Genomic DNA, 21,516 nt, shown 5'->3' on the forward strand with positions numbered 1-21,516 from the left:
ATTCATCTTGGGAATCGGAAAATCTCTTCAACCCCAAATTCGTCCACACGACCTAAGCCCTCCACGCTGGCTCCCGGCGCTTCACGCAGGAGCCCTCCGTAACATCCACAATACCGAAACTATTGCCCGACCGGCAAACCGCCTCAATGTCGAAACATCATCCTACGACAAGCGCGTGGCGAAACATCCGGCTGGAACTGGAACCGACGGCCGGTTTTCCACAAGGCTCGGCAAGCAGGGCATACTTGCTTTCGCTGCCGCTGCGCGAAGACGGGACCGTCGACGAGGCTGCCGTTCAAGCCAACCCGCAGATGGCGCGGTTCAAACGCTTCTGGCCAAGCGAACCGGACCGGACGGGCTCGGTGACCCGCAACGGAGAGATGTGGATATTGTCCTTCAGGACAACGCGCGAGAGTGCCGATACCAGTTTCCAGATCGTCATGCCCAGACTATTGCCCGGCGATCACGCGACGATTGGCGAACCGGACGGCAATCAATGGCGGTTTCGCGTCATCGGCCTTGAAAAAGGCATGCCGGCCATAGCTTGAAACCGACCGGACCGGCTTCGCGCACCTTCCTTCCCTAAGCCGGACCCAGGCCGGCGGCGAACGCGAGCCGCAACAGCTCGGAAGTGCTTGCCGCCTCCAGTTTCTGCATGACGCCGGCACGCAAGGTTTCGACCCTGCGAGGGGCGAGGTCCAGTTCCTGAGCGATGGCCGCCGTGGTGTGTCCGCGCACCAGGCGATGCAACACTTCGCGTTCCAACGGCGCCAGCGCCTCCAACCGCGCCCGCGCCCGCTCCTGACGGGAAAGGTCCCGAACCCGGTCAAGCCGGGCGAAACCGTCCGTGATCGCTTCGAACAGGACGGTTCGATCGAACGGCTTTTCGATAAAGTCCACAGCTCCCGCATTCATCGCCTGGAGCGCGACCATGATGTCCCCGTGTCCGGTCATGATGATGATCGGCAAATCGATGGACCGTTCCTTGAGCACTTGCTGGACTTCCAGCCCACTGATTCCGGGCATGCGCACGTCCAGCAAAACGCAACCCGCGCCCAGTTCATCCACGGCCTCCAGGAAATGCTCGCCTGTTTCGAACGCCGTGACGTTATAGCCGGACGCGCGCAACATAAACGTGGCCGAGCGGCGGATCGCTTCCTCGTCATCGACCAGGAAAACTCGCCGACGATCAGGCATCGGAGCCGCTCTCCGCCTGTGGCAACGTGAAGTGGAACGCGGTTCCGCCAAGACCCGAAGTCCCCGCCCAGATGCGGCCGCCATGCGCCTCAACGATAGTGCGGCAGATCGATAGGCCCAGGCCCATGCCATTCGCCTTGGTGGTGACGAAGGGTTGGAACAACTGCTCCATCGCTTTCGGCGCGAGACCGGGACCGCTATCGGCAACAGTCACCTGCACCATGCCGTCGCGGTCAGTCGCGCTGCTGCTGATCTCAAGCCGCTTGAACGGCACCTCCTCCATCGCTTCCACTGCGTTGCGGATCAGATTGAGCAAGACTTGCTGAACCTGAATGCGGTCCACCAGCAATTCTTCCGCGCCAGGGTCCAGGTGAACCTCGAACTCGATCGAACGACCTCCCACGCCAGCCAGAGCCAGGGCGCTCGCCTCGTTGACCAGCCTGGGCAGGCTGACGATGTGCCGTTCCGTTTCGCTGCGCGAGATAAAGTCGCGCAGGCGGCGCACGATCTGTCCCGCGCGAATGGCTTGAGCCGCACATTCGTCAAGCGCTTCGCGGATCACTTCGATGGTTTCGGGCTTCGGATCGACGAGCATCTCGCTGGCGGTCTGCACATAATTGGCAATGGCCGTAAGCGGCTGGTTGAGTTCGTGCGCGATCGACGTCGCCAGCGTTCCCATCGCGGTCACGCGGGAAACGTGCGTCAGCGCGTCCTGCAGATCGTGAAGCCTCAGTTCGGTGCGTTGCCGCTCCGTCAGGTCCCGAATGAAACCGGTATAGACGCGGCGGTCTCCCAGACGGGCCTCTCCCACCGAAAGCTCGATGGGAAATGTGCTGCCGTCGCGGCGGCGGGCGGTGGTGACCCGGCCGACACCGATGATCCGGCGCTCTCCGGTAACGGCGTAGCGGTGCAGATACATGTCGTGGCGTTCGCGATCCGGCGAAGGCATCAGCGTGCTGACATTCTCGCCGATCAGCTCAGCTTCGGCAAAGCCGAACATCCGCTCAGCAGTGGAGCTGAACGACATGATCCGCCCCACCTCGTCAATCACGATCATCGCGTCCGGCGCGGTCTCCAGGATCGAGCGGAGGTGAGCGCCATCGCCCAGATCGAACAGCCCGCCCTCTCGGAAGCTCTCACCGTTAGACTGTTGTTCGTCCATTCCCACCTTCCGGTCACGGAAACCCGGGCATGCACCGCAGTTCATTCAAAATTCGCCCGGCGCTCACGTCATGGTTGCCACGCTGGCCGCGAAACTCAAGTTAAAGCTTTGACGCACGAGTGAAAACCCCGGCTGCACACGATTGCACGTTCGTCGAAGCCCGCAAAGCTTCACTCCTTTTCCGGAACATTGCGGATGGCATCATCGTTACTTTGGGCGGAGGGTACACTGAGGCAATCGGCCGGAGCCTTGCCATGACCTTGCACAGCCGCGTCACTATCGACGAGTCGCGCTTTCTTGATGGCTTGCGCGCGGCGGCAGTGGTCTCACGCGGGGGGCACCCTGACCTTGCCGGCCCCGAAGCGCTGACGCGCGTGAAAGCACCCACGCTGTTGATCGTGGGGGCGCTGGACGGCGTGGTCATCGAACTGAACGCCGCCGCCAGCGAAGCCATGCGATGCGAACACAAGATGGCGCTCGTGCCGGGCGCGGGCCATCTTTTCGAGGAGCCGGGGACCCTCGATCAGGTGGTCACGCTCGCCAGCGCCTGGTTCCGCGCACATCTGGAGAAAAAACGATGACGGGAGGGGCGGTCTTCGCGGACCGGCGCGACGCCGGACGGAAACTGGCGCGGGAAGTCCAGGACTGCGCCTTTCAGAACCCGATTGTGCTGGCCCTGCCGCGCGGCGGCGTCCCGGTGGGTTTTGAAGTGGCGAAGGCGCTCGGTGCGCCTCTGGACGTATTGCTGGTTCGCAAGATTGGCGCCCCAGGGCATGAGGAATACGGCATCGGCGCTCTGGTCGATGGCACCTCTCCCCGGGTAGTGATCGATGAAGCGAGCGCCCGCATGGTGGGAGCGACTAAGGATTACATCGATCGCCAGATCGCCGCGCAACTTGCTGAGATCGAGCGCCGACGCGCGCTTTATCGTACAGGCGCTCCGGTAAGAACCACTTGCCGCACCGCCGTTGTCGTCGATGATGGGATCGCCACCGGGGGCAGCATGCGCGCGGCGTTGCAGTCGCTCGCCCAGGCCCGACCGGCGCGCATAATCCTTGCAGTGCCGCTGGCCCCAACGGAAGTGCTGCCCGCATTGCGCAAGCTATGCGACCGCTTGATCTGCCTCGCCTCGCCGGAACCGTTCTACGCCGTGGGCGCGCATTACCGCGATTTCACTCAGACTCGGGATGAAGAGGTCATTCATCTTCTGGCCGAAGCGCGGCAATGGGAAAAACCGGGCTTTCGCGAAGTCAGCCAGTCCTGAGGGCAATCCGATGCGGCGCAAACGATCGAAGATCAGAGACTTTGCATTGAACACCAGGGGGCTCGTCCGATCCGCTCTCCGTAACTTTACCAATGGCGTTGCCGAGGACCGCAAATAGGTTGAAAGCCATCGATGGGAAGGACCTGAGCCATGAAGAATGTCCTGCTGCTTGTCCATGAGGACGAAGGCCAGGAAGCTCGCCTGCAAGCGGCGCTCGACGTAACGCGCGCCATAGATGGCCACCTCGTCTGCCTTTGCGCCATGGTCGCGCCTTCCGCGGTGGCTTACGATGTCTACAGCGGCGCGATGGTCGCGAACCTGGTGGAACAGGAGCGACAGAACGCGGCAGCCAATCGAGAGAGGCTCGAAGCGCGCCTCGCGCACGAGGATGTCTCGTGGAACTGGGAGGACGCCCTGTGTTTTCCTTCCGACGCAGTCGACGAAGCAGCGGGTCTTGTTGATCTGGTCGTCCTGTCGAGCCATCTTCCACAGAGCCAACCGCCTGAAATCCGCCGGTTGGCGGGCGCGGTTGCACGACGATCGGGGCGCCCCGTGCTGGCGGTGCCTGACAAAGTCCGGCCGCTCGACCTTTCAGGCACCGTGCTCATCGCATGGGACGGATCGCGTGAGGCTGACGATGCTCTGCGCCAGGCCGTGCCGCTGCTCAGCCTCGCCAGCGAAATCGTCCTCCTGGAGATTGACCGGCCAGAGGGTGCGTTGGCCGCGACATCGGCGGCGAGCTATCTTTCCCGGCACGGAATAGCGGCCCGCATCCAGGCCGTGCAACGTCAGCCTGACGAAAGCATCTGCTCGACGATACTCGAAACCGCTCGCGCCATGAATGCTGCCTATATCGTCATGGGCGCTTACGGCCATTCCCCGGCGCTTGAAACGCTTTTCGGTGGCGTTACCCGTTCGATGTTGGCAAACAGCGAGATACCGCTGCTGCTCGCGCATTAGAGCAGCTACCGCGGGCCGCTCTTCGGGTCCGGTTGATGATTGGTGCGCCAGTCTGGCTCAGAACCAAGGCCCGCGGCGAAGGCGATCCGAAGCGCGTCCGGGAAATTGCCGACTTCCAGCTTTACCATCACGTTCGCACGATAGACCTCGACCGTGCGCGGGCTGATGCCAAGATCGTAAGCAATGGTCTTATTGGGATAACCGCAGGCCAGGCCGTCCAGCACCTCACGCTCGCGCTCCGTCAGTTTGCCGAGCTGCGCGCGGGCCCATTCCGCTCTTTCAAGCTGAGCCTCACGGTCGCTGAGCCGCCGGAAACCATGACTGACGGATTCGAGCAATCGTTCCCTGTCGAAGGGCTTCTCCAGAAAATCGAGCGCGCCCATCTTCATCGCACGAACGGCAAGAGCGATATCCCCATGACCCGTGAGCATGACGACCGGGAAGTCGAGCCCCTCTCCCGTCATGCGTTCCAGCACCTCCAACCCATCAATGCCGGGCATCCGAACATCGAGCAGGACACAAGCGCGCACGCTCCGGTCCGCGTCCTTCAGGAAAGTGTGCCCGTCACTCCACCGCTGCACGGCATAACCCACCGAACGCAGAAGAAAATCGAGCGAACGACGGATCGCGTCCTCGTCATCGACGACATGAACTGTGCCTTTGCCGATCGTTCCGTCAGACATCGCGAACTTTCCTCCCGAACCCTTTGGGAAATGCCACGTCCTTCTATTTCACTTAATCGGCGGCAATTTGCGAGCCATTTCAGCAGGAAGGCGACGTAACTCTGCCAAACACGTCGGCGATCGCGATTGGAGCAGAAGGAAAGTAGCCGTGCAGGTAGCTTGCCGTCAGCGAGCCATGGACGAATAGCGCTTCGCCCATCCGGCCCTGGGGATTCACTGCGAGATGATGCGGCGCGAGCGTGGTGTCGAGGTGAGAGTAGTGGAAGGTATGGCCGCGCAAGATTCCACCAGGCAGATCCGCTTGCAAAAGCCCAAGCGCGGCGAGCCGGGGCTGCATCGTCGCCCTCCCCGGCATCAGGCCCAGCATCGCCCGGCAGGCGCCGCGGCCGTCGTCCAGTTCTTCCACGCAGTAGAGCATGCCGCCGCATTCGGCCAGAATCGGCTTGCCTGCCCCATGATGCGCGCGGATGGCATTTCGCATCGCGGTGTTGCCGGCCAGTTCCCCAAGGTAAAGCTCGGGATACCCTCCCGGCAGCCACAAGGCGTCGCAATCGGGCAAGGCGTGGTCAGCCAGCGGAGAGAAGAAACGCAGGTCCGCCCCCAATGCCTTCAGACAATCGAGATTGGCAGGATAAATGAAGGCGAACGCGGCGTCGCGCGCGATCGCGATGCGCTTGCCAGCCAACAGCGGCGGGACGGAACGCGGTTCGGGAGCATCAGCGAAAGTCACGGCCGAGGGCAACCAGTCCGCGGCTGCCGGGAGCGCGCATGCCGCCTGTTCGATCCGACCGTCAAGATCGGATATCTCGCCGGGCTGAACCAGCCCCAGATGGCGCTCGGGAAATGCGATTGCGGCTTCGCGCGGCAAAGCGCCCAACCATTGCACCTCTTCACGCAGGCTTTCCTCCAGCATGGCCGCATGACGTTCTCCCGCGACGCGATTGGCCAGAACCGCAGATATGCGGATATCCTCACGCCAGCTTGCAAGGCCATGCACCAAGGCGCCGAAAGTCTGCGCCATCGCCGCACCGTCAATCACCGCCAGCACCGGCAGGCCGAACCGCGCGGCAAGATCGGCGGCCGAAGGATCCCCGTCGAACAAACCCATGACGCCTTCGACCAGAATGAGGTCCGCCTCCCGCGCGGCCTCATGCAGGAGGCGCTGGCATTCGTCTTCACCGGCCATGAACAGGTCGAGCTGATAGACGGGGCCACCGCTCGCCCTTTCCAGAATCATGGGATCCAGAAAATCCGGTCCGCACTTGAACACGCGCACCCGCCGGCCGGCCCTGCGATGGCGCCGGGCCAGGGCCGCCGTAACCAACGTCTTGCCTTGTCCCGAGGCCGGCGCACAGACCATAAGCGCTGGGCAGCGCGCCTCTATCATCGGTCGATCCCCTCCTGCGCACGCACGCCGTCTCGAAAGGCATGCTTCACGTCTCTGATCGCGCTGACGGTGTCGGCCGCCTCGATCAGCCTGTCATGTGCGGATCGGCCGGTGATGACCACGTGTTGCATCGGCGGGCGAGCAGCGAGGGCCGCAAGAACGAGATCGATCTCAAGATAGCCGTAAGTGATGGGATAAGTCAGTTCGTCCAGCACCACCAGGCTGACGGTCGGCTCTGCCAGCGCCGCCGCCGCTTTTTCCCACCCCGCGCGCGCGGCAGCGATGTCGCGTTGGCGATCTTGGGTTTCCCAGGTGAACCCCTCCCCGCACTTTTCCCAGATCACATCCGGATGACGGGAGAAGAAGGCGCGCTCGCCCACCTCGTCGGCGCCCTTGATGAACTGGAACACCGCCGCCTTGCGGCCATAGCCGAGCGTGCGCGCGACCATGCCGAAAGCGCTGGACGACTTGCCCTTGCCGTTGCCGGTCAGCACCAACAGCAATCCCTTGTCGCGCGTGGCGGCGGCGATCTTGGCATCGACCGCCGCCTTGTGCTTTCGCGCCCGCTCGCGGTGCGCCAGATCGCGGCGCTGTTCCTCCTCGTCGCTCATCGACGCGCGGCACCGCGCAAGTCGGGCCGGATCGTGAAAAGCAAGGCGAAGGAGGCCGCCGCCAGGCTGCTCCATCCCACCGTCGCGAGAAGGGTCGGAGGGAAATAGCGACCAAGACGCGGCAGGAAGCCTGCAAGCGTCGGATCGGCGAAGCGACCGCCCAGAAAATAGAAGCCCCCGCTGGAGAACAACTCGGACACGAAAGCGGCCGCTACCAGCAATACCGCCATCGCCGGCAGCGCTGCCAGCCGCGCGCCCAGCCGACCCTGCGCCCATCGTCCGGCGAGCCACATCACGCCATAGGCGGGCACGAGCATCCAGTAAGCGGGGGTGAAACAGAAATCGGACTGGCCGAACCAGCCGATGGCGATCACGTCGATTGCGAAACCCAGCGCGAATAAGGCGGGAAAGGCCCAAACCCTGCGCACGAAGAAGCCGAGGACGAAAAAGCTGGCAAGGCTGGTGTCCGGCAAATGCAGCACATGGCTGAGCGAGTGGCTGCGAGTCACCAGCATGACCAAGGCGATGAGCCCCGCCACTGACAATTCAAAACGAGCGTTACGGACCATGACGGCCTCCTTGAAACGGTAGGAAAGACATTGCCCGCCGAGGCCAGATGGCTACGGCGCGGGAAACCTGCGTCGCGACAACTCTCGCGACGGCGATGAAGATCGTCAGATACGGTTCATCTCAGTCCCCCTTCGGCAACAAACGCACACATGTCGTCCGCCAAGGGAAAGCCCTCGTCCGCCCGGTACATCCCGCCCGCGCGAAAGAACGACGATAGCGGGCCGGTTTCCTGACTTCCCGGATCATCGCGTCGTCGCCGCCTTCTCGGGAAAAATCCCAATGGCCTTGTGGCGACGCGCTCACCGGTCACAGTTGCGGGAGCAGTGACGGATACGGCGGATTCCCGCCGGCCGAACTTCCCGATTAAGCCCTTGCGGGCACCCGTTACGGCCGCCCTGATAAGCAAGATGGCCCTATTCGGCAAGCTTTCGCGCTTGCGGGATGAAAGGACAGGCGATATCTGCCCTCCCCGCGACAGGTTCCTCGAAAGGGGATCAAAAGGGAACGGGGTGCGAACCCCCGGCTGCCCCTGCAACTGTAAGCGGCGAGCCGAGCGGCCATCACGCCATTGGGACTTCACGGTCCTGAGAAGGCGGCCGGTCCGGCATTGACCCGCAAGCCAGGAGACCTGCCTGACGCGGTCGTTCTTCGTTCGGGCAGGGTGCACCGAACGTTCGAGGTTCTCGCGACAAAGGCGGGACAATCCCTCGCGCAACGACAGCCACCGCCTGCCGGGAAGGCCCGTGCGGACGAATCGCGCCCGATTGCTCTTCAAAGGGCTGGGGCGACGAGCGCCGCGCGCGGTTCGATCGGCAGGCAACCGCCGTTCGTACCAAGGGAGCCGCACAGTGCGCTTGACCCGCTTTTCCATTGCCTCTTCTCTAATCCTGTCATTTGGTCTTTCCGGCACGGCCCACGCCGAAAGTGATGAACGTGACAGCTCCATCGTCGTCACCTCTCTGCGCACCCCGGTCGAGCAAGCGCGCGTTTCCACCAGCGTCACCGTGCTGGATGAAGCGGAAATCCGGCTGCAACAGCCGATCGCGCTGACCGACCTTCTCCTGCGCACGCCCGGCATCAGCCTGACTCGCAACGGGGGCTACGGCACCACTACGTCATTGCGAATCCGCGGCGCCGATTCCGGCCAGACAGTGATGGTGATCGACGGCATGCGACTGTCCGACCCTTCGGCAACCTCCGGCGGATACGGCTTTTCCAACCTCCTCATCGATGACATCGAACACGTGGAGATCCTGCGCGGCCCGCAGTCCATCCTCTGGGGCAGCGATGCCATCGGCGGCGTTGTCAGCGTCACCACGCGCAAGGCGCAGAAACCGCTCGAGGGCAGCTTTGCGGTGGAGGCCGGAACGCATGATACGGTGAATGCGCAGGCCGGCATCGGCGGCACCGGCGCCTTGGTGGACTGGCGCATTTCCGGCTCGACCTTCAGCACGACCGGCATTTCCGCAAGGAATAACGGCACGGAGCCCGACGGCTATCGGCGCAGTGCGGCCAACGGCAGGGTCACCTTCAAGCTCACGCCTGATCTCTCGCTGGACCTGCGTGGCTATTGGTCCGACGCGCGCAACGATTTCGACGGGTTTTCGGGCGACTCCCCGTCCTATGGCCTGACGACTGAGTGGTCCGCATATGCAGGCGTCAACTTCACTGTCCTGGGCGGCCGTTTCACCAATCGCCTTGCCGTGATGCAGACTGAGACCGACCGCGAAAATTTCGATCCGTCGCGCAGCGTCCGCCCTCTCGATTTCGACGCGCATGGCCGCGTCCGCCGGTTCGAATACCAGGGAACGCTCAACCTGTCGGACGCGGTGCAAGCCGTGTTCGGCGCGGAACGAGAAGAGCAGCGCATGACCAGCGCATCGCCTTCCGATAGCGCTGCGCCCTATGTCCTTTTGCCCAACCGCGCTCATACGAACAGCATCTACGGCGAATTGCGCGTCACGCCGCTGACCGGCCTCACCCTTAACGGCGGCGCGCGGTACGATCACCAGTCCCGCTTCGGCGGCAACACCGTATTCAGCGCCGGCGCGGCCTATACCCCTAACGACGGAACGACCGTGCTTCGGGCCAGCTATGACGAAGGCTTCAAGGCGCCGTCGCTCTTCCAGATGTTCAGCGAGTTCGGGGACGCTGCGCTTAAGCCGGAACGGGCCCAGGGATGGGAAGCGGGCATCGAACAGCGGCTCGGCACAGCTCTGCACGCGTCCGCCACTTGGTTCCATCGCGACACGAACAATCTGATCGATTTCGCTTTCTGTCCGACCAGTGGCACCCTGCCCGCCGAATGCTTCGTTCCCGGAACCCCGACGACGCGATTCGGCTATTACGCCAATGTCCGCAAGAGCCGCGCGCAAGGTGTGGAGCTTGCCGCCAACGCAAGAGTCGGCGTGTTCTTTGCCGAGGGCAATTATAGCTGGGTATCGGCAGAGGACCGCTCGACCGGAAGCGCCGATTTCGATCGCCAACTGGCGCGCGTCCCACGTCATCTCGCCAATGTAACCGCCGGTGTCGATCTGCCTCAGGGACTGAAAGCCAGTGTCGCCGCTCGCTATTCCGGGGCGACGTTCGACCGTGCGGGCAGCGCCACCGTGCTGTCCGACTACTGGCTGATCGATCTGAGGGCACAGTGGCGCGTCATCGATGGTCTGACATTGCAGGGCCGGGTCGAGAACCTGGCTGACAAGCATTACCAGACCGCCAGAGGTTACGGCAGCCTCGGCCGCACGGTCTACCTTGGCCTCAGGAGCCGGTTCTGATGCTCCGCGCTATCGAACCTGGGCCCGCGGTGGTCGTGTGCTCCACCTGCCGGTTCTCCGCCGATCAGCGGGAGGACGGCAGTGGGCAGCGTGGCGGCGCGCTGCTTGCCAAGGCTCTGCGTCAGGTACAGGAAACCGAGCGCGCGCTGGCCGGCGTCGCCGTGCAAGAGATGGCATGCCTGTTCGCCTGCCAGCGTCATTGCGCCGTTCATATCCGCGCACCGGGCCGCATAAGTTATGTGCTGGGAGGCTTCGAGCCCACCGAGGCGGCCGCTCGCGCCATTCTCGAATACGCCGAGAGCCATGCCCGCAGTGCTGACGGCGTCGTTCCCTACAATGAGTGGCCCGAGGGTGTGAAGGGCCATTTCATTACGCGCACGCCACCTGAAGGTTTCGTCTGCTCATGATCCAGTTCGCTGACGCCGCGGCCCTTGATGCCGCGCTCTCCCGCATGTCCGCCCCCGATGAAGCGGCACTGGCGGCCGCACGCGACCGGCAGCACCAGCTCACCAAGCCCGGCGGTTCACTGGGCCGGCTTGAGAACATCGCGCTGTTCATGGCGAGTTGGCAGGGCTCCGCGCGTCCGCGCGTTGACCGCGTAAAGGCCGCCGTCTTTGCCGGCAATCACGGAGTGGCGGCACGCGGGGTCAGCGCCTTTCCACCCGAAGTGACGGCGCAGATGGTGGCGAACTTTCGTGTCGGCGGCGCGGCGATCAATGCGCTGGCGCGGTGCTGCCAGGCGGAACTGGCTGTAATCGCGCTCGATCTCGACCGACCGACCGGCGACATCGCATCGGAAGCCGCTATGACCGACGCGGAATGCTTGGCCGCGCTTAATGCGGGAGCGGCCGCGGTGACGAGCGATATCGACCTGCTGTTCGTGGGGGAGATGGGGATCGGCAACACCACCCCCGCCGCCGCACTCTGCGCGCAAGCCTTCGGCGGCAAAGCAGCGGACTGGTGCGGCCGGGGCACCGGCGTCGACGAAAGCGGCGTGGCCCGCAAGATCGAGGCCATCGACCGCGCGCTGGCGCTCCACGGTCCCTTCTGCTCCAGCCCGACCGAGACGTTGCGCCGCCTGGGCGGACGAGAGATCGCCGCCATGGCCGGCGCGATCGCGGCAGCGCGGATGCTGCGCGTGCCAGTACTGCTGGACGGTTTCATCTGTTGCGCCGCGATCGCGCCGATCGTTGCCGCCTGGCCGGACTTTACCGCTCATTGCCTGGCTGCGCATTGCTCCGCTGAAAGCGGTCATGGACGACTGCTCACCCGGTTCGGCCTTGCCCCTCTGCTGCACCTGGACATGCGGCTGGGCGAAGGTTCCGGCGCGGCGGTGGCGGTTCATCTGGTGCGTGCCGCGCTGGCCGCCCACAATGAGATGGCGACCTTTGCCGAAGCGGCGGTGACGGACGCATTGTGAACGGCTTCCTCCTTCATCTGCTGCGCCATGCCCCGCCATCGCGGTCCGGCATCCTGCTGGGGCATAGCGATGAGCCGGCGCTCGACCCGGCATGGCCCACGCTAATGGAGCATTGCCGGGACCTGGCGGTGAGTACAATCGTCGCTTCGGACCTCCAGCGGGCCAGCCTTTCGGCGCAACTGCTGGCGGAAGCGCTCGATCGGCCGCTGCACCTCGATCCGCGATGGCGCGAACTGCATTTCGGCGCCTGGGAGGGCCTCGCTCCTCAGCAAGTGCCGCAAGAGGAGATGGAACGCTTCTGGGCTTCCCCCGATGCTTTCCCGCCGCCGGGGGGTGAGCGCTGGTCGGACTTGCGAAGCCGTGTCGAGGCCGCGATCCGCGATCTGACCGAACCCACGCTGGTCGTAGCCCACGCCGGCGCCATGCGCGCGGCCCTTTCCATGCTGACCGGGCTGGACCACCGCGGCGGATGGGCATTGGACCTTCCATACGGCGCGCTGCTTTCCATAAGGGTCTGGCCAGGCGAACGATGGTCCGGGCAAGTGGTCTCGTTGCGGACGGGGGCGCTTGCGTGAAGGCTATCGCTCTCGCATTGCAATTCATGACGCGGCTGCCGCTTCCGGCGGTCGCGGCGGACGAACGGGATTTCGGCCGCGCCATCCGCTGGTTTCCACTGGCCGGCCTGGCGGTGGGCGGCGGCCTCGCCTGCGCGGCATGGCTGGGCGGACAGCGAGACGGCTGGGCGGGCGCTCTGCTGGGTCTGATCGCCTGGACCGGGTTGACCGGCGCCCTGCATCTTGACGGGCTGGGTGACATCGCCGACGCGGCCGGCGCTGCGCACCGGGACCGGGGACGGCTTTCCGCCGTGCTCGCCGATCCGCACATCGGCAGTTTCGGTGTGGTCGCCATCGTCCTTCAATTGATGGCCAAGCTGGTTATGCTGCGGCTGGCGTTGGAGCATCACGCCGTGTTCCCGCTGTTGCTGGTTTGCATGATCGCGCGGATCGCTCCGCTGGTCTGGACATTGATCCTGCCGCCCTTGCATCAAGGCATGGGCACGGCGTTTCGAGCGGGTGCGAACTGGTGGGCAGTGCTGGCGTGGACCCTCCTTTTGGCGCCTGTCACCGCGCTGACGGCGCCGTATCTGCTGCTCGCTCTCCCCGTGGTGCCGCTCTGGGCCTGGTGGCTGCGCAGCCGGATCGGCGGCATATCGGGAGACGGGCATGGCGCCGGGATAGAGCTTCTGGAAACGGCGATGCTGGCGGCTTGGGGACTTTTCAAGTGACCGGCGCTTTCCACGTCCATGGCGGCCGGCTGACCGAAGCATGCGCCGTTTTCGGCGGCGCTGCGCAGGATTGGCTTGATCTCTCCACCGGCATTAACCCGGCACCGTGGCATAACGCCCGCCTGTCGATCGACTGGGCGCCCTTGCCTGATCCAGAGGCGCTGACCCGGCTTGAACGACAGGCGGCCCGTCATTTCAGCGTCGATCCGCACCTGTGCTGCGCGGTTCCCGGCAGCGAAGTCGGGCTGCGCCTGCTGGCCCATCTGCTTGGCCTGCCCGGACGGCACGCCCCGCTCAGCTACAGTACCCACGCGGACGCATTCGAGCGGGCTGCCCCGATCACCCCCTATCGAAATGGATCGCGCGAAGCCAGCGTCCTTGTCATCGCCAATCCCAACAATCCCGATGGCCGTGTCACCCCACGCAAAGCACTGCTTTCGATGCTGGCTCGGCAGGAAGCGAACGGCGGGTGGCTGGTAGTCGACGAAGCTTTTGCCGATTGCCGGCCGGACTGGAGCATCTCCTCCCAGGTCACGGAGGCGCGGCGGTTGATCGTACTACGTTCATTCGGGAAATTCTTCGGCCTCGCCGGCGTGCGCCTTGGCTTCGTGATCGGAACAACCGACGTGGTGAACCGGACGCGTCAGCTCCTGGGGGAATGGCCGATCCATGCGGCGGCCCTGACATTGGGAACCGCTGCTTATACTGATCGCGACTGGATCGCGGCCACGCGCCGTGAATTGCCGATACGCGCGGCCCGACTTGACGCTGTCCTTATCCGGCATGGTCTTGATCCGCAGGGCGATTGTCCGCTGTTTCGCCTTGCCCACACCCCTGACGCCCTGCGTCTGTTCGCCCTTTTGGCGCGAAGGCATATCCTGACGCGTCCCTTTGCTGCTCACCCACATCTCTTGCGTTTCGGCCTACCTCCCGACGATGAGAGTTTGGCGCGCCTCGACGCCGCCTTGTCCAGCGGATTGGCCGATGGCTGAGCCAACCGCCCTCCCCGCCCTGGCGCTGGACGCGATGTTCGGTTGGCCGGCTTGGCTCTACGCCCGCATCGGCCATCCGGTCGGGGTCTTCGCATGGGTGATCGGGCGATGCGAAACGCGATGGAACCGGCCGGGGCGCAGCGACGCGGCGCGGAGGGCCCTGGGCTTAGTCACCGTGATCCTGCTGGCGGGCGGCACCGCGCTGGCGGGCTTCGTTCTTGAAGCCATCATTGGCCGAGTGGCTGGCGCCGCTGCTTGGCCGCTGGTGGCCGTTGTCGCGTGGCCTGCGCTGGCGCAACGAAGCCTAAATGACCATTTCCTGCCGGTGCTGACCGCTCTTGAACACGATGACCTTGCCGCCGCGCGGCAAGCTGTAAGTATGATTGTCGGACGTGACACCGTCGCGCTGGATCGAGCCGGCGTTTCGCGCGCAGCTATCGAAAGCCTTGCGGAAAGCTTTTGCGACGGGATCGTCGCGCCGCTCTTCTGGCTCCTCGTCGCCGGCCTGCCGGGCATCTGGACCTATAAGGCGGTCAACACTGCTGACAGTCTGATTGGTCACCCGGAAGAGGCAACTCGCGCTTTCGGATGGGCCGCGGCAAGAAGCGATGACGTGCTAAACCTGTTGCCCGCCCGCCTGTCCGCCCTGCTGATCTGCTTGGCCGCCGGACGCGGATGGCGCGTATGCTGGCGAGATCACGGCAAACATGCCTCGCCCAACGCCGGTTGGCCGGAGGCCGCCATGGCCGGCGCCCTGCGCATCGGTCTGGCTGGCCCGGTAAGTTATGATGGCCACTTGCAGAACAAGCCCTGGATCGGCGAAGGAGAACCGGCTGGTCCCGTCGTCATGCGCCGATCCAGAATCATTTATCTTCGAGCCTGCGGGCTCTTGTGGCTCATCGCGGGAGCATGCGCATGGCGGGCCTGATGGTGCAGGGAACAGGCTCTGACGTCGGCAAGTCAGTGCTGGTGGCGGGCCTTTGCCGGGCTCTGGCCAACCGGGGGGTCAGCGTCCTTCCGTTCAAGCCGCAGAACATGTCGAACAACGCCGCCGTGACGGTGGACGGGGGCGAGATCGGCCGGGCCCAGGCGTTGCAGGCGCTCGCCGCCCGCGCCGATCCGCACAGCGACATGAACCCGGTGCTGCTCAAGCCGCAGGCCGACCGCACGTCGCAACTGATCGTTCACGGCCGGGTGCGCGGCACGCTCGGTTCGGAGAATTTCCGCGAGGACCGCCGCCGTCTTTTGCCTGAGGTCATGGAAAGCTACGGGCGCTTGTCGCAGCGATGCCAGATCGTGGTGGTCGAAGGCGCGGGCTCGCCCGCCGAAATCAACCTGCGCGAAGGCGATATCGCCAACATGGGCTTTGCCCGGGCAGTGGGAATGCCGGTGGTGCTCGTCGGCGATATCGACCGGGGCGGCGTGATCGCCGCGTTGGCGGGCACGCAGGCGGTGCTCGCCCCGGAGGACGCCGCGATGATCCGCGGCTTCATCGTCAACAAGTTCCGGGGAGATCCGGCGCTGTTTGCCGATGGCTATACCATGATTGAGCGGTTGACCGGATGGCCTGGCTTCGGTCTCGTTCCGTGGATTCCGGCGGCCGCCCGCTTGCCTAGCGAGGATGCCGTGATCCTGGAACGCGGGATCGACAGTGATCCGCGCCGCAAGCTGATCGCTTGTCCGATTCTGCCCCGCATCGCCAATTTCGACGATCTCGACCCCCTGCGGCAGGAGCCGGAGGTGCAGGTGGCGATGATACCACCAGGAACAGCGATCCCGCAACATGCGGAGATGATCGTGCTGCCAGGGTCGAAGGCCACTATCGCCGACATGACGTTTCTGCGCGACCAGGGGTGGGACATCGACATTCTGGCACATCGCAGGCGCAGCGGGATGATCCTCGGCATTTGCGGCGGCTTCCAAATGCTTGGGTGGCGGATCGCTGATCCCATGGGCATAGAGGGCGCTACGCAGGAAAGCACGGGGCTGGGCCTGCTTGACGTTGAAACGAAACTGCACCCCGCAAAGGCGCTCCGTCGGGTGAGCGGAACAGCGTTGGGCGCCGCCTTCACCGGCTATGAAATGCATATGGGCGAAACGCGCGGAGCTGGAACCGCGATGCCCTTCGCAGACATGGCGGATGGCCGGACAGAAGGCGCCATCAGCGCCGACGGGCGCGTCCTGGGCACTTATTGCCACGGCCTGCTGGCCGCGCCGGAACTGCGGGCTGCTCTGCTGGCGCGCGTCGGCGCGCGCTCTGACAGAGCCGACCATAATCGCACGGTGGACGCCGCGCTTGACGAACTGGCGGCCGGGCTTGAAGCGCACCTGGACATCGACGGCCTGTTGGCACTTGCCCATAGCGGCGGCGCATGAGCACGTTGCTTGTCCTGGGGGGCGCGCGCTCCGGCAAGAGTCGCTATGCACAGCAGCGCGCGGAAGCCTTCGACGGCGCCCTTGCTTACATCGCCACGGCTCAGGCTCGCGATGGGGAAATGGCCGAACGGATCGCGCGGCATCAGGCGGACCGGGATTCACGATGGCGCACCATCAATGCTCCCCTCGATCTCGCGTCGGCCATCCGCAAAGCGGCCGACCGTCACGATGCCATCCTGATCGATTGCCTTACTTTGTGGCTGTCGAATCTGATAGAGGCCGAAATCGCGCTGTCCAAGGCGTTCGACGACCTTGTCCGCACCGTTTCCGCCTGTCCGCGCCCGCTGGCCTTGGTCGCCAATGAGGTCGGCCTGGGCATCGTGCCCCATAACGCGCTCGCCCGCCGCTTTCGCGACGAAGCGGGGCGGCTGAACCAGAGAATGGCGGACTGCTGCAACGAAGTCGTGTTCATCGCGGCGGGCCTTCCGATGCAGTTGAAAGCCACATCGAGTTAGGGGCTAAGCGGGATCGTCTACCTCACCGCTTGTAAGCCGGATCACCTGCAGTAAGCTGGATGAAAGTCGCGGCGTCTACATTGGCTGCCACTGCCGCTTCGACCGGCTGGCCGGCGATCGATGTGGCGGCGTGAGTGGCGGGTCTGTAAGGCGTAAAATATGCGCATTCTGGTGGTGGAAGATGACGCGGCGCTGGCCGATGCCCTCAGGGCGGCGTTCGATAACGCGGGAATCTCGGCCGAGTTCTGCGCCACCGCCGCAAATGCCGCTGACCTGCTGGCGCTTTATCACTTCGACGCCGCTGTCGTCGATCGGGGCCTGCCCGATGCAGACGGGCTGGACCTAGTCCGCGATCTGCGGCGCGCCGGCAACCGGGTGCCGGTTATCGTGCTGACCGCGCAATCCGCCGGCTTTGCGAGAGTGGAAGGGCTTCAGGGCGGGGCCGATGACTACCTGGGCAAGCCGTTTCTGTTCGCCGAACTGCGCGCCCGCATCGAGGCGATATTGCGCCGGGCGGATGGCCGGGTTTCCAATACCCTCGAAAGCGGGAATCTGGTCTATGAGCTTGAGACGCGAGTTGCCTCGATCGCGGGAAAGCCGATCGATCTTTCCCCACGCGAGCGGGAACTGGTTGAAGTGCTCCTACGCGCGCAAGGCCGGCCGGTCAGTCTGCGCGTGCTGGAAGACCAATTGTGCGGCCCGGCGCAGGGTATCAGCACCAATGCGCTGGAAGTCAGCATTCATCGCCTGCGCCGCAAGCTGGGGGCATCGGGATGCAGCGCAACGATCCAGGCGGCTCGCGGCATCGGCTATCTGATAAGAGCATCCTCTTGATCCGGCGCTCCTTATGGGGGCGCATCGTGGTCGCCCAGATTACCATCGGTCTGATTCTGGCAGTGGGCCTTCCATTGTTGATCGACCGCACCATTCACGCGATCGGCGATGACGTTACCCGGCGCTTCCTGGCCGGAATCGCCGATCGCATCGCCGTGGACGAAATAGTTCGCGGGCGGCCGGTCGTTCCGGAAAACATGACTTCGGCCGCAGTGGCCGTTTATCTGGTGGATGCCACGCAAGTGCATCATCTTTCCGGGCCACGCATCGCGGATATCGCAGAACGCCCGGCACCATCGGGAAGCCGCAGTCATTTCGTTCACGGTCTCTGGTCCGATTTCTACCTGAAGCCGCTTGGCGGTGGTCGCTGGCTACTGGTCGCCGAGGACCGACGCCATCCGGCCGTGCTGCTTGACGATGTGATCGCGCACCTCCTCCAACGGTTTGCAATCATCATTCCCTTGTCCTTGCTGATCTCAACGATCGCCAGCCTGCTTGCCGTCGGCAATGCGCTGAAACCGGTGAAGCGCGCCGCCACCGAGGCGACCTCGATCGATCCGATCCAGCCGGGCGCTATAAGGCTTCACGAGACCGGTGTGCCGACGGAAATCCTGCCGCTGGTCCATGCGGCCAACGAATTGCTGGAACGCGCGGCGTCCGCTTATGAGCGCGAGCGGGTCTTCTCCGCCACCGTCGTTCACGAATTGCGCACGGCACTGGCCACGATCTCCCTGCGCGTGGAGATGCTTCCCGGCGGAACCATGCGTGATGCGCTGGCCCAAGCCGTTCAGCGAGCGGCGAAGGTCATCGCGCAGATGCTGGAACTGCACGGCGAAGGCGGCGCGGCCACCGGCGGCCCGGCAGCGCCTCTCGCGGAAGTGGCTGCCGAAGTCATCACGCAAATGCAGGACATCGTGATGCTGTCTGGCCATCGCATACACTTCCGCCGGGTGAGCGACGCGGATGCCGTTCTGGTGCCATCCAGCCTGGTCAGTGTTACGCTGCGCAATATCATCGAGAATGCCGGCCACCACTCGATCGCGAAAGGAGACATCGAGGTGCTCTGCGACGATGCGGCCGGAACGATCACCGTGTCCGACGCCGGGCCGGGCCTTAGCGTCCGCCAGGGTTCGGACGGGCGACGGGTCTATTCCCGCGCTGACGGCGTCGCCAGCGGAGGTTCGGGCCTTGGCCTGGCCATCGTCACGCGCCTGATGGAAGCAGCGGGAGGACGCATCAGCTTCGAGGCCAACGACAGGGGAGGAACCGCTGTGACTTTACAGTATTTGCCCCTCCGCGCTTACTGAATAGCCTGCCCGCTCTATTCGGGAGCGGCCCCGTTCGCCTGGTAGAGAGCCACCGTATCGACCAACCGCGCCGATCGTGCGGAGATCGCCTGGAGCCGCGCTTGTTGAAACGTGGTCTGGGCGTTGAGAACGGCCAGTGTTCCGACATCGCCCAGTTCCTGTTGGCGGCGGACATAGCCATAGGAACGCTCCGCCGCCGCAAGGCCGCGTTCCGCCGCTTCCAGAGCGGCTGCATCATCATGCAGGCCGTGCAGCGCGTCTGACACGTCAGCAAACGCCTGGAGCACGGCCGTGCGATATTGCGCCTTGCTCTGCTCAAACGTGGCGACCGCCGCTTCCTGCTGATGACGCAACGCCCCGGCATGGAAAATCGGAGCTATAAGTCCCCCCAGGATCGACCAGAACAGATTGGCGCTCTTGAACATCTCGCCGAAATTCTGCGCGGTCCCTCCGCCGTCAGCGCTTAACGTAAGGGCGGGGAAGCGCGCGGCAACAGCGGCATGAGCGTCAGCGGCGGCGCCCTGGACAGCAGCCGCGGCGGCCATCATATCGGGACGATAACGCACTACATCGGCGGGTAGCGCCACTGGCAATTGCTTCGGCAGAGCGATGCATCGAATCTGCGGCAACGGCGGCAAGGCATCGCCCGGAGCCCGGCCGAGCAAGACAGCCAGCACGGTCCGCTGATGCGCCTCGCCCCGTTCCAGCGCCGGCAGGCTTCCTTCCAACGCGGCGAGAGCTGCTTCCTGAGCCGCGACGTCAGCGTCGCCAACGGCGCCCAGACGAAGTCGCCGCCGCATCATCTCCAAGCTGTCCGCGGTCGCCGCGATCATCGCTTTGGTCGCGGCGATCTGCTCTTCGAGAGCGGCGCGGGTAATGGCGGCGATCACCACATTGGCGGCTACGCTCTGCCGCGCCGCAAGCAGCCGCGCCTTTGCGGCGCCTGCGGCGGCCATTGCCGATCGATGCCGCGCGTGAAGCTCTCCGAAAAGATCGACGGGATAGCTCACAGTCACTTGCGCGGTGTGGAGCGTGTAAAGCAGCTGGTTCGGATCCGTCACCGGTGGCGCGAGCGTGGCCGGTGTCCGGGCGCGCTGCGCGCTGTAGCCGGCGTCAACGGTCGGCCCGAGAGCACCGCCTGCGGCCTTGGCTTGCGCTTGCGCCGCTCGCAGTGCGGCATCGGCAGCCGCGAGATCGTTATTGGCGCTGAGCGCCTGCTGGACCAGGACATTGAGTTGGTCGCAGGAAAATTGCTCCCACCAGGCGCGCGGCGTTGTTTCGCCGGTAACGAACGTCTGCTGCGCGATGGCCCCAGCACCGGCCGGTTCAAGCGATGCACCAGCGCCCGGTCCCGGCGGCAACGGAGCATGAGGATCACGGTCACCAATACCTGCGCAACCGGCAAGCACCAGCGCGAGAGCCAACGGCGAGGTCGATCGGGCGAGCTTGCGGATCATGCCTCCTGCTCCCCTGCATCGTCATGAGCGTGATGACCAATATCCCGGCCATGAGGTCCGCGATCTTCGCGCGGCAAATGCAGGGAGAAGCGCTCCACCAGCGCCGGCAGTACCAGCAGGATCAGCAGCGGCGCCAAAGTCATGCCCCCCACCACCACCAGGGCGAGCGGCTTCTGCACCTGGCTGCCGATGCCGTTCGAAAGCGCCGCCGGAAGCAACCCGATCGCCGCGACGAGGCAGGTCATCAGCACCGGCCGCATCGCATTGGCGGTAGCGGTGCGCACGGCCCGGCTCCGAGTAGCTCCGTCGTCCACCACTTGATTGAAAGTCGTGACGATCAAAATCCCGTCCATCACGGCAATGCCGAACAGAGCGACAAACCCGATCGCGGCGGAAATGCTGAAGGGGGTGCTTGTAACCGCCAGGGCTACGACGCCGCCCACGATGGCCATCGGGATGGCGGAGAAGGCCAGAAGCGTGTCACGGATCGAGCCGAAATTGGCGTAAAGCAGGATAAGGATCAACAGCAGGCTGATCGGTACGACGATCTCCAGCCGCGCGATCGCGTTCTGCAGGTTATCCAGTTCGCCGGCCCATTCGAGATGATAGCCCGAAGGGATCGTCACATTATGGGCAATCCGCGCTTTCGCCTCGGTTACGGCGCTTCCCAGGTCGCGCCCACGCACGCTGAACTTGATCGGAATGTAACGCTCCTGGTG

23 protein-coding genes and 2 riboswitches are annotated in these 21,516 nt (G+C 64.5%); of the genes, 15 read left to right on the forward strand and 8 right to left on the reverse strand.

Translation table 11 applies throughout. The features are described 5' to 3' along the window. Nucleotides 1-146 precede the first annotated feature (146 nt). Nucleotides 147-548, forward strand: coding sequence for a hypothetical protein (locus tag V7D69_RS12230; RefSeq protein WP_324060744.1), 402 nt, complete (start codon nt 147-149; stop codon nt 546-548). A gap of 34 nt (nt 549-582) precedes the next feature. Here V7D69_RS12230 and V7D69_RS12235 read toward each other — a convergent pair whose 3' ends face one another. Further along, entirely contained in the window at nt 583-1,197 is a 615-nt protein-coding gene (locus tag V7D69_RS12235) for a response regulator transcription factor (RefSeq protein WP_324060745.1), read from the reverse strand. After that, nucleotides 1,190-2,359 carry a sensor histidine kinase gene (locus V7D69_RS12240; protein ID WP_324060746.1) on the reverse strand — a complete coding sequence of 390 codons (1,170 nt, stop codon included), beginning with the start codon at nt 2,357-2,359 and terminating at the stop codon, nt 1,190-1,192. The genes V7D69_RS12235 and V7D69_RS12240 overlap by 8 nt, the downstream gene beginning before the upstream one ends. A gap of 254 nt (nt 2,360-2,613) precedes the next feature. Between V7D69_RS12240 and V7D69_RS12245 the strand changes: the two genes are divergently transcribed. From V7D69_RS12245 to V7D69_RS12255, 3 genes are all read left to right on the forward strand, one after another. After that, the gene (locus V7D69_RS12245; RefSeq protein ID WP_324060747.1) at nt 2,614-2,940 is read left to right on the forward strand and encodes a hypothetical protein; all 327 of its coding nucleotides are present in this window, start codon (nt 2,614-2,616) and stop codon (nt 2,938-2,940) included. After that, nucleotides 2,937-3,623, forward strand: a complete 687-nt coding sequence (locus tag V7D69_RS12250) for a phosphoribosyltransferase (protein WP_333605923.1) — start codon at nt 2,937-2,939, stop codon at nt 3,621-3,623. Before V7D69_RS12245 ends, V7D69_RS12250 begins: the two co-directional genes overlap by 4 nt. Nucleotides 3,624-3,773: 150 nt before the next feature. Beyond that, complete coding sequence (locus tag V7D69_RS12255; RefSeq protein ID WP_324060749.1) at nt 3,774-4,583, forward strand: universal stress protein; 810 nt, start codon at nt 3,774-3,776, stop codon at nt 4,581-4,583. Between the two features lie 5 nt (nt 4,584-4,588). Here V7D69_RS12255 and V7D69_RS12260 read toward each other — a convergent pair whose 3' ends face one another. The 4 genes from V7D69_RS12260 to V7D69_RS12275 all read right to left on the reverse strand — a co-directional run bounded on the left by V7D69_RS12260 (nt 4,589) and on the right by V7D69_RS12275 (nt 7,833). Beyond that, nucleotides 4,589-5,266, reverse strand: a complete 678-nt coding sequence (locus V7D69_RS12260) for a response regulator transcription factor (RefSeq protein WP_333605924.1) — start codon at nt 5,264-5,266, stop codon at nt 4,589-4,591. A 79-nt stretch (nt 5,267-5,345) separates the two neighbouring features. After that, entirely contained in the window at nt 5,346-6,653 is a 1,308-nt protein-coding gene (locus V7D69_RS12265; RefSeq protein WP_333605925.1) for a cobyrinate a,c-diamide synthase, read from the reverse strand. Next, nucleotides 6,650-7,264, reverse strand: coding sequence for a cob(I)yrinic acid a,c-diamide adenosyltransferase (cobO, locus tag V7D69_RS12270; RefSeq protein ID WP_324060752.1), 615 nt, complete (start codon nt 7,262-7,264; stop codon nt 6,650-6,652). Before cobO ends, V7D69_RS12265 begins: the two co-directional genes overlap by 4 nt. Beyond that, nucleotides 7,261-7,833: a hypothetical protein gene (locus tag V7D69_RS12275; RefSeq protein ID WP_324060753.1), complete on the reverse strand. Its 573-nt coding sequence runs from the start codon at nt 7,831-7,833 to the stop codon at nt 7,261-7,263. The genes cobO and V7D69_RS12275 overlap by 4 nt, the downstream gene beginning before the upstream one ends. A gap of 203 nt (nt 7,834-8,036) precedes the next feature. Next, a riboswitch (cobalamin riboswitch) is annotated at nt 8,037-8,234 on the reverse strand. 59 nt (nt 8,235-8,293) lie between these two features. After that, a riboswitch (cobalamin riboswitch) is annotated at nt 8,294-8,484 on the forward strand. Nucleotides 8,485-8,682: 198 nt separating this feature from the next. Here V7D69_RS12275 and V7D69_RS12280 point away from each other — a divergent pair. The 11 genes from V7D69_RS12280 (at nt 8,683) to V7D69_RS12330 (ending at nt 19,340) form a co-directional block, all read left to right on the forward strand. Then, entirely contained in the window at nt 8,683-10,611 is a 1,929-nt protein-coding gene (locus V7D69_RS12280; RefSeq protein ID WP_333605926.1) for a TonB-dependent receptor plug domain-containing protein, read from the forward strand. Further along, nucleotides 10,611-11,018 carry a DUF1636 domain-containing protein gene (locus V7D69_RS12285; protein WP_324064591.1) on the forward strand — a complete coding sequence of 136 codons (408 nt, stop codon included), beginning with the start codon at nt 10,611-10,613 and terminating at the stop codon, nt 11,016-11,018. The genes V7D69_RS12280 and V7D69_RS12285 overlap by 1 nt, the downstream gene beginning before the upstream one ends. Then, nucleotides 11,015-12,031: a nicotinate-nucleotide--dimethylbenzimidazole phosphoribosyltransferase gene (cobT, locus tag V7D69_RS12290; RefSeq protein WP_324064592.1), complete on the forward strand. Its 1,017-nt coding sequence runs from the start codon at nt 11,015-11,017 to the stop codon at nt 12,029-12,031. Before V7D69_RS12285 ends, cobT begins: the two co-directional genes overlap by 4 nt. Then, nucleotides 12,028-12,606: a histidine phosphatase family protein gene (locus tag V7D69_RS12295; protein WP_324064593.1), complete on the forward strand. Its 579-nt coding sequence runs from the start codon at nt 12,028-12,030 to the stop codon at nt 12,604-12,606. The genes cobT and V7D69_RS12295 overlap by 4 nt, the downstream gene beginning before the upstream one ends. Continuing rightward, nucleotides 12,603-13,316: an adenosylcobinamide-GDP ribazoletransferase gene (locus V7D69_RS12300; protein ID WP_333605927.1), complete on the forward strand. Its 714-nt coding sequence runs from the start codon at nt 12,603-12,605 to the stop codon at nt 13,314-13,316. Before V7D69_RS12295 ends, V7D69_RS12300 begins: the two co-directional genes overlap by 4 nt. Then, nucleotides 13,298-14,308 carry an aminotransferase class I/II-fold pyridoxal phosphate-dependent enzyme gene (locus tag V7D69_RS12305; protein ID WP_333605928.1) on the forward strand — a complete coding sequence of 337 codons (1,011 nt, stop codon included), beginning with the start codon at nt 13,298-13,300 and terminating at the stop codon, nt 14,306-14,308. The genes V7D69_RS12300 and V7D69_RS12305 overlap by 19 nt, the downstream gene beginning before the upstream one ends. Beyond that, nucleotides 14,301-15,236 carry an adenosylcobinamide-phosphate synthase CbiB gene (gene cbiB, locus V7D69_RS12310; protein WP_324064596.1) on the forward strand — a complete coding sequence of 312 codons (936 nt, stop codon included), beginning with the start codon at nt 14,301-14,303 and terminating at the stop codon, nt 15,234-15,236. The genes V7D69_RS12305 and cbiB overlap by 8 nt, the downstream gene beginning before the upstream one ends. Further along, on the forward strand, nt 15,224-16,684 hold the full coding sequence (locus V7D69_RS12315; RefSeq protein WP_333605929.1) for a cobyric acid synthase: 1,461 nt from the start codon (nt 15,224-15,226) through the stop codon (nt 16,682-16,684). Before cbiB ends, V7D69_RS12315 begins: the two co-directional genes overlap by 13 nt. After that, on the forward strand, nt 16,681-17,199 hold the full coding sequence (gene cobU / locus V7D69_RS12320; protein ID WP_324064598.1) for a bifunctional adenosylcobinamide kinase/adenosylcobinamide-phosphate guanylyltransferase: 519 nt from the start codon (nt 16,681-16,683) through the stop codon (nt 17,197-17,199). Before V7D69_RS12315 ends, cobU begins: the two co-directional genes overlap by 4 nt. 159 nt (nt 17,200-17,358) lie before the next feature. After that, nucleotides 17,359-18,033, forward strand: coding sequence for a response regulator transcription factor (locus tag V7D69_RS12325; protein ID WP_324064599.1), 675 nt, complete (start codon nt 17,359-17,361; stop codon nt 18,031-18,033). Nucleotides 18,034-18,059: 26 nt separating this feature from the next. Beyond that, nucleotides 18,060-19,340 (forward strand): sensor histidine kinase, encoded by a 1,281-nt coding sequence (locus V7D69_RS12330; protein ID WP_333605930.1) that lies wholly within the window; start codon nt 18,060-18,062, stop codon nt 19,338-19,340. 14 nt (nt 19,341-19,354) lie between these two features. Here the strand turns inward: V7D69_RS12330 and V7D69_RS12335 are convergent, their stop codons facing one another. Together V7D69_RS12335 and V7D69_RS12340 are read right to left on the reverse strand one after the other, a co-directional pair. Further along, entirely contained in the window at nt 19,355-20,797 is a 1,443-nt protein-coding gene (locus V7D69_RS12335) for an efflux transporter outer membrane subunit (protein WP_324064601.1), read from the reverse strand. After that, the coding region (locus tag V7D69_RS12340) for an efflux RND transporter permease subunit (protein ID WP_333605931.1) at nt 20,794-21,516 on the reverse strand (723 nt) is incomplete at its 5' end. The genes V7D69_RS12340 and V7D69_RS12335, both read right to left, overlap by 4 nt.

Origin of the sequence: Novosphingobium sp. (assembly GCF_036733805.1) — a bacterium.
Lineage (GTDB): Bacteria > Pseudomonadota > Alphaproteobacteria > Sphingomonadales > Sphingomonadaceae > Novosphingobium.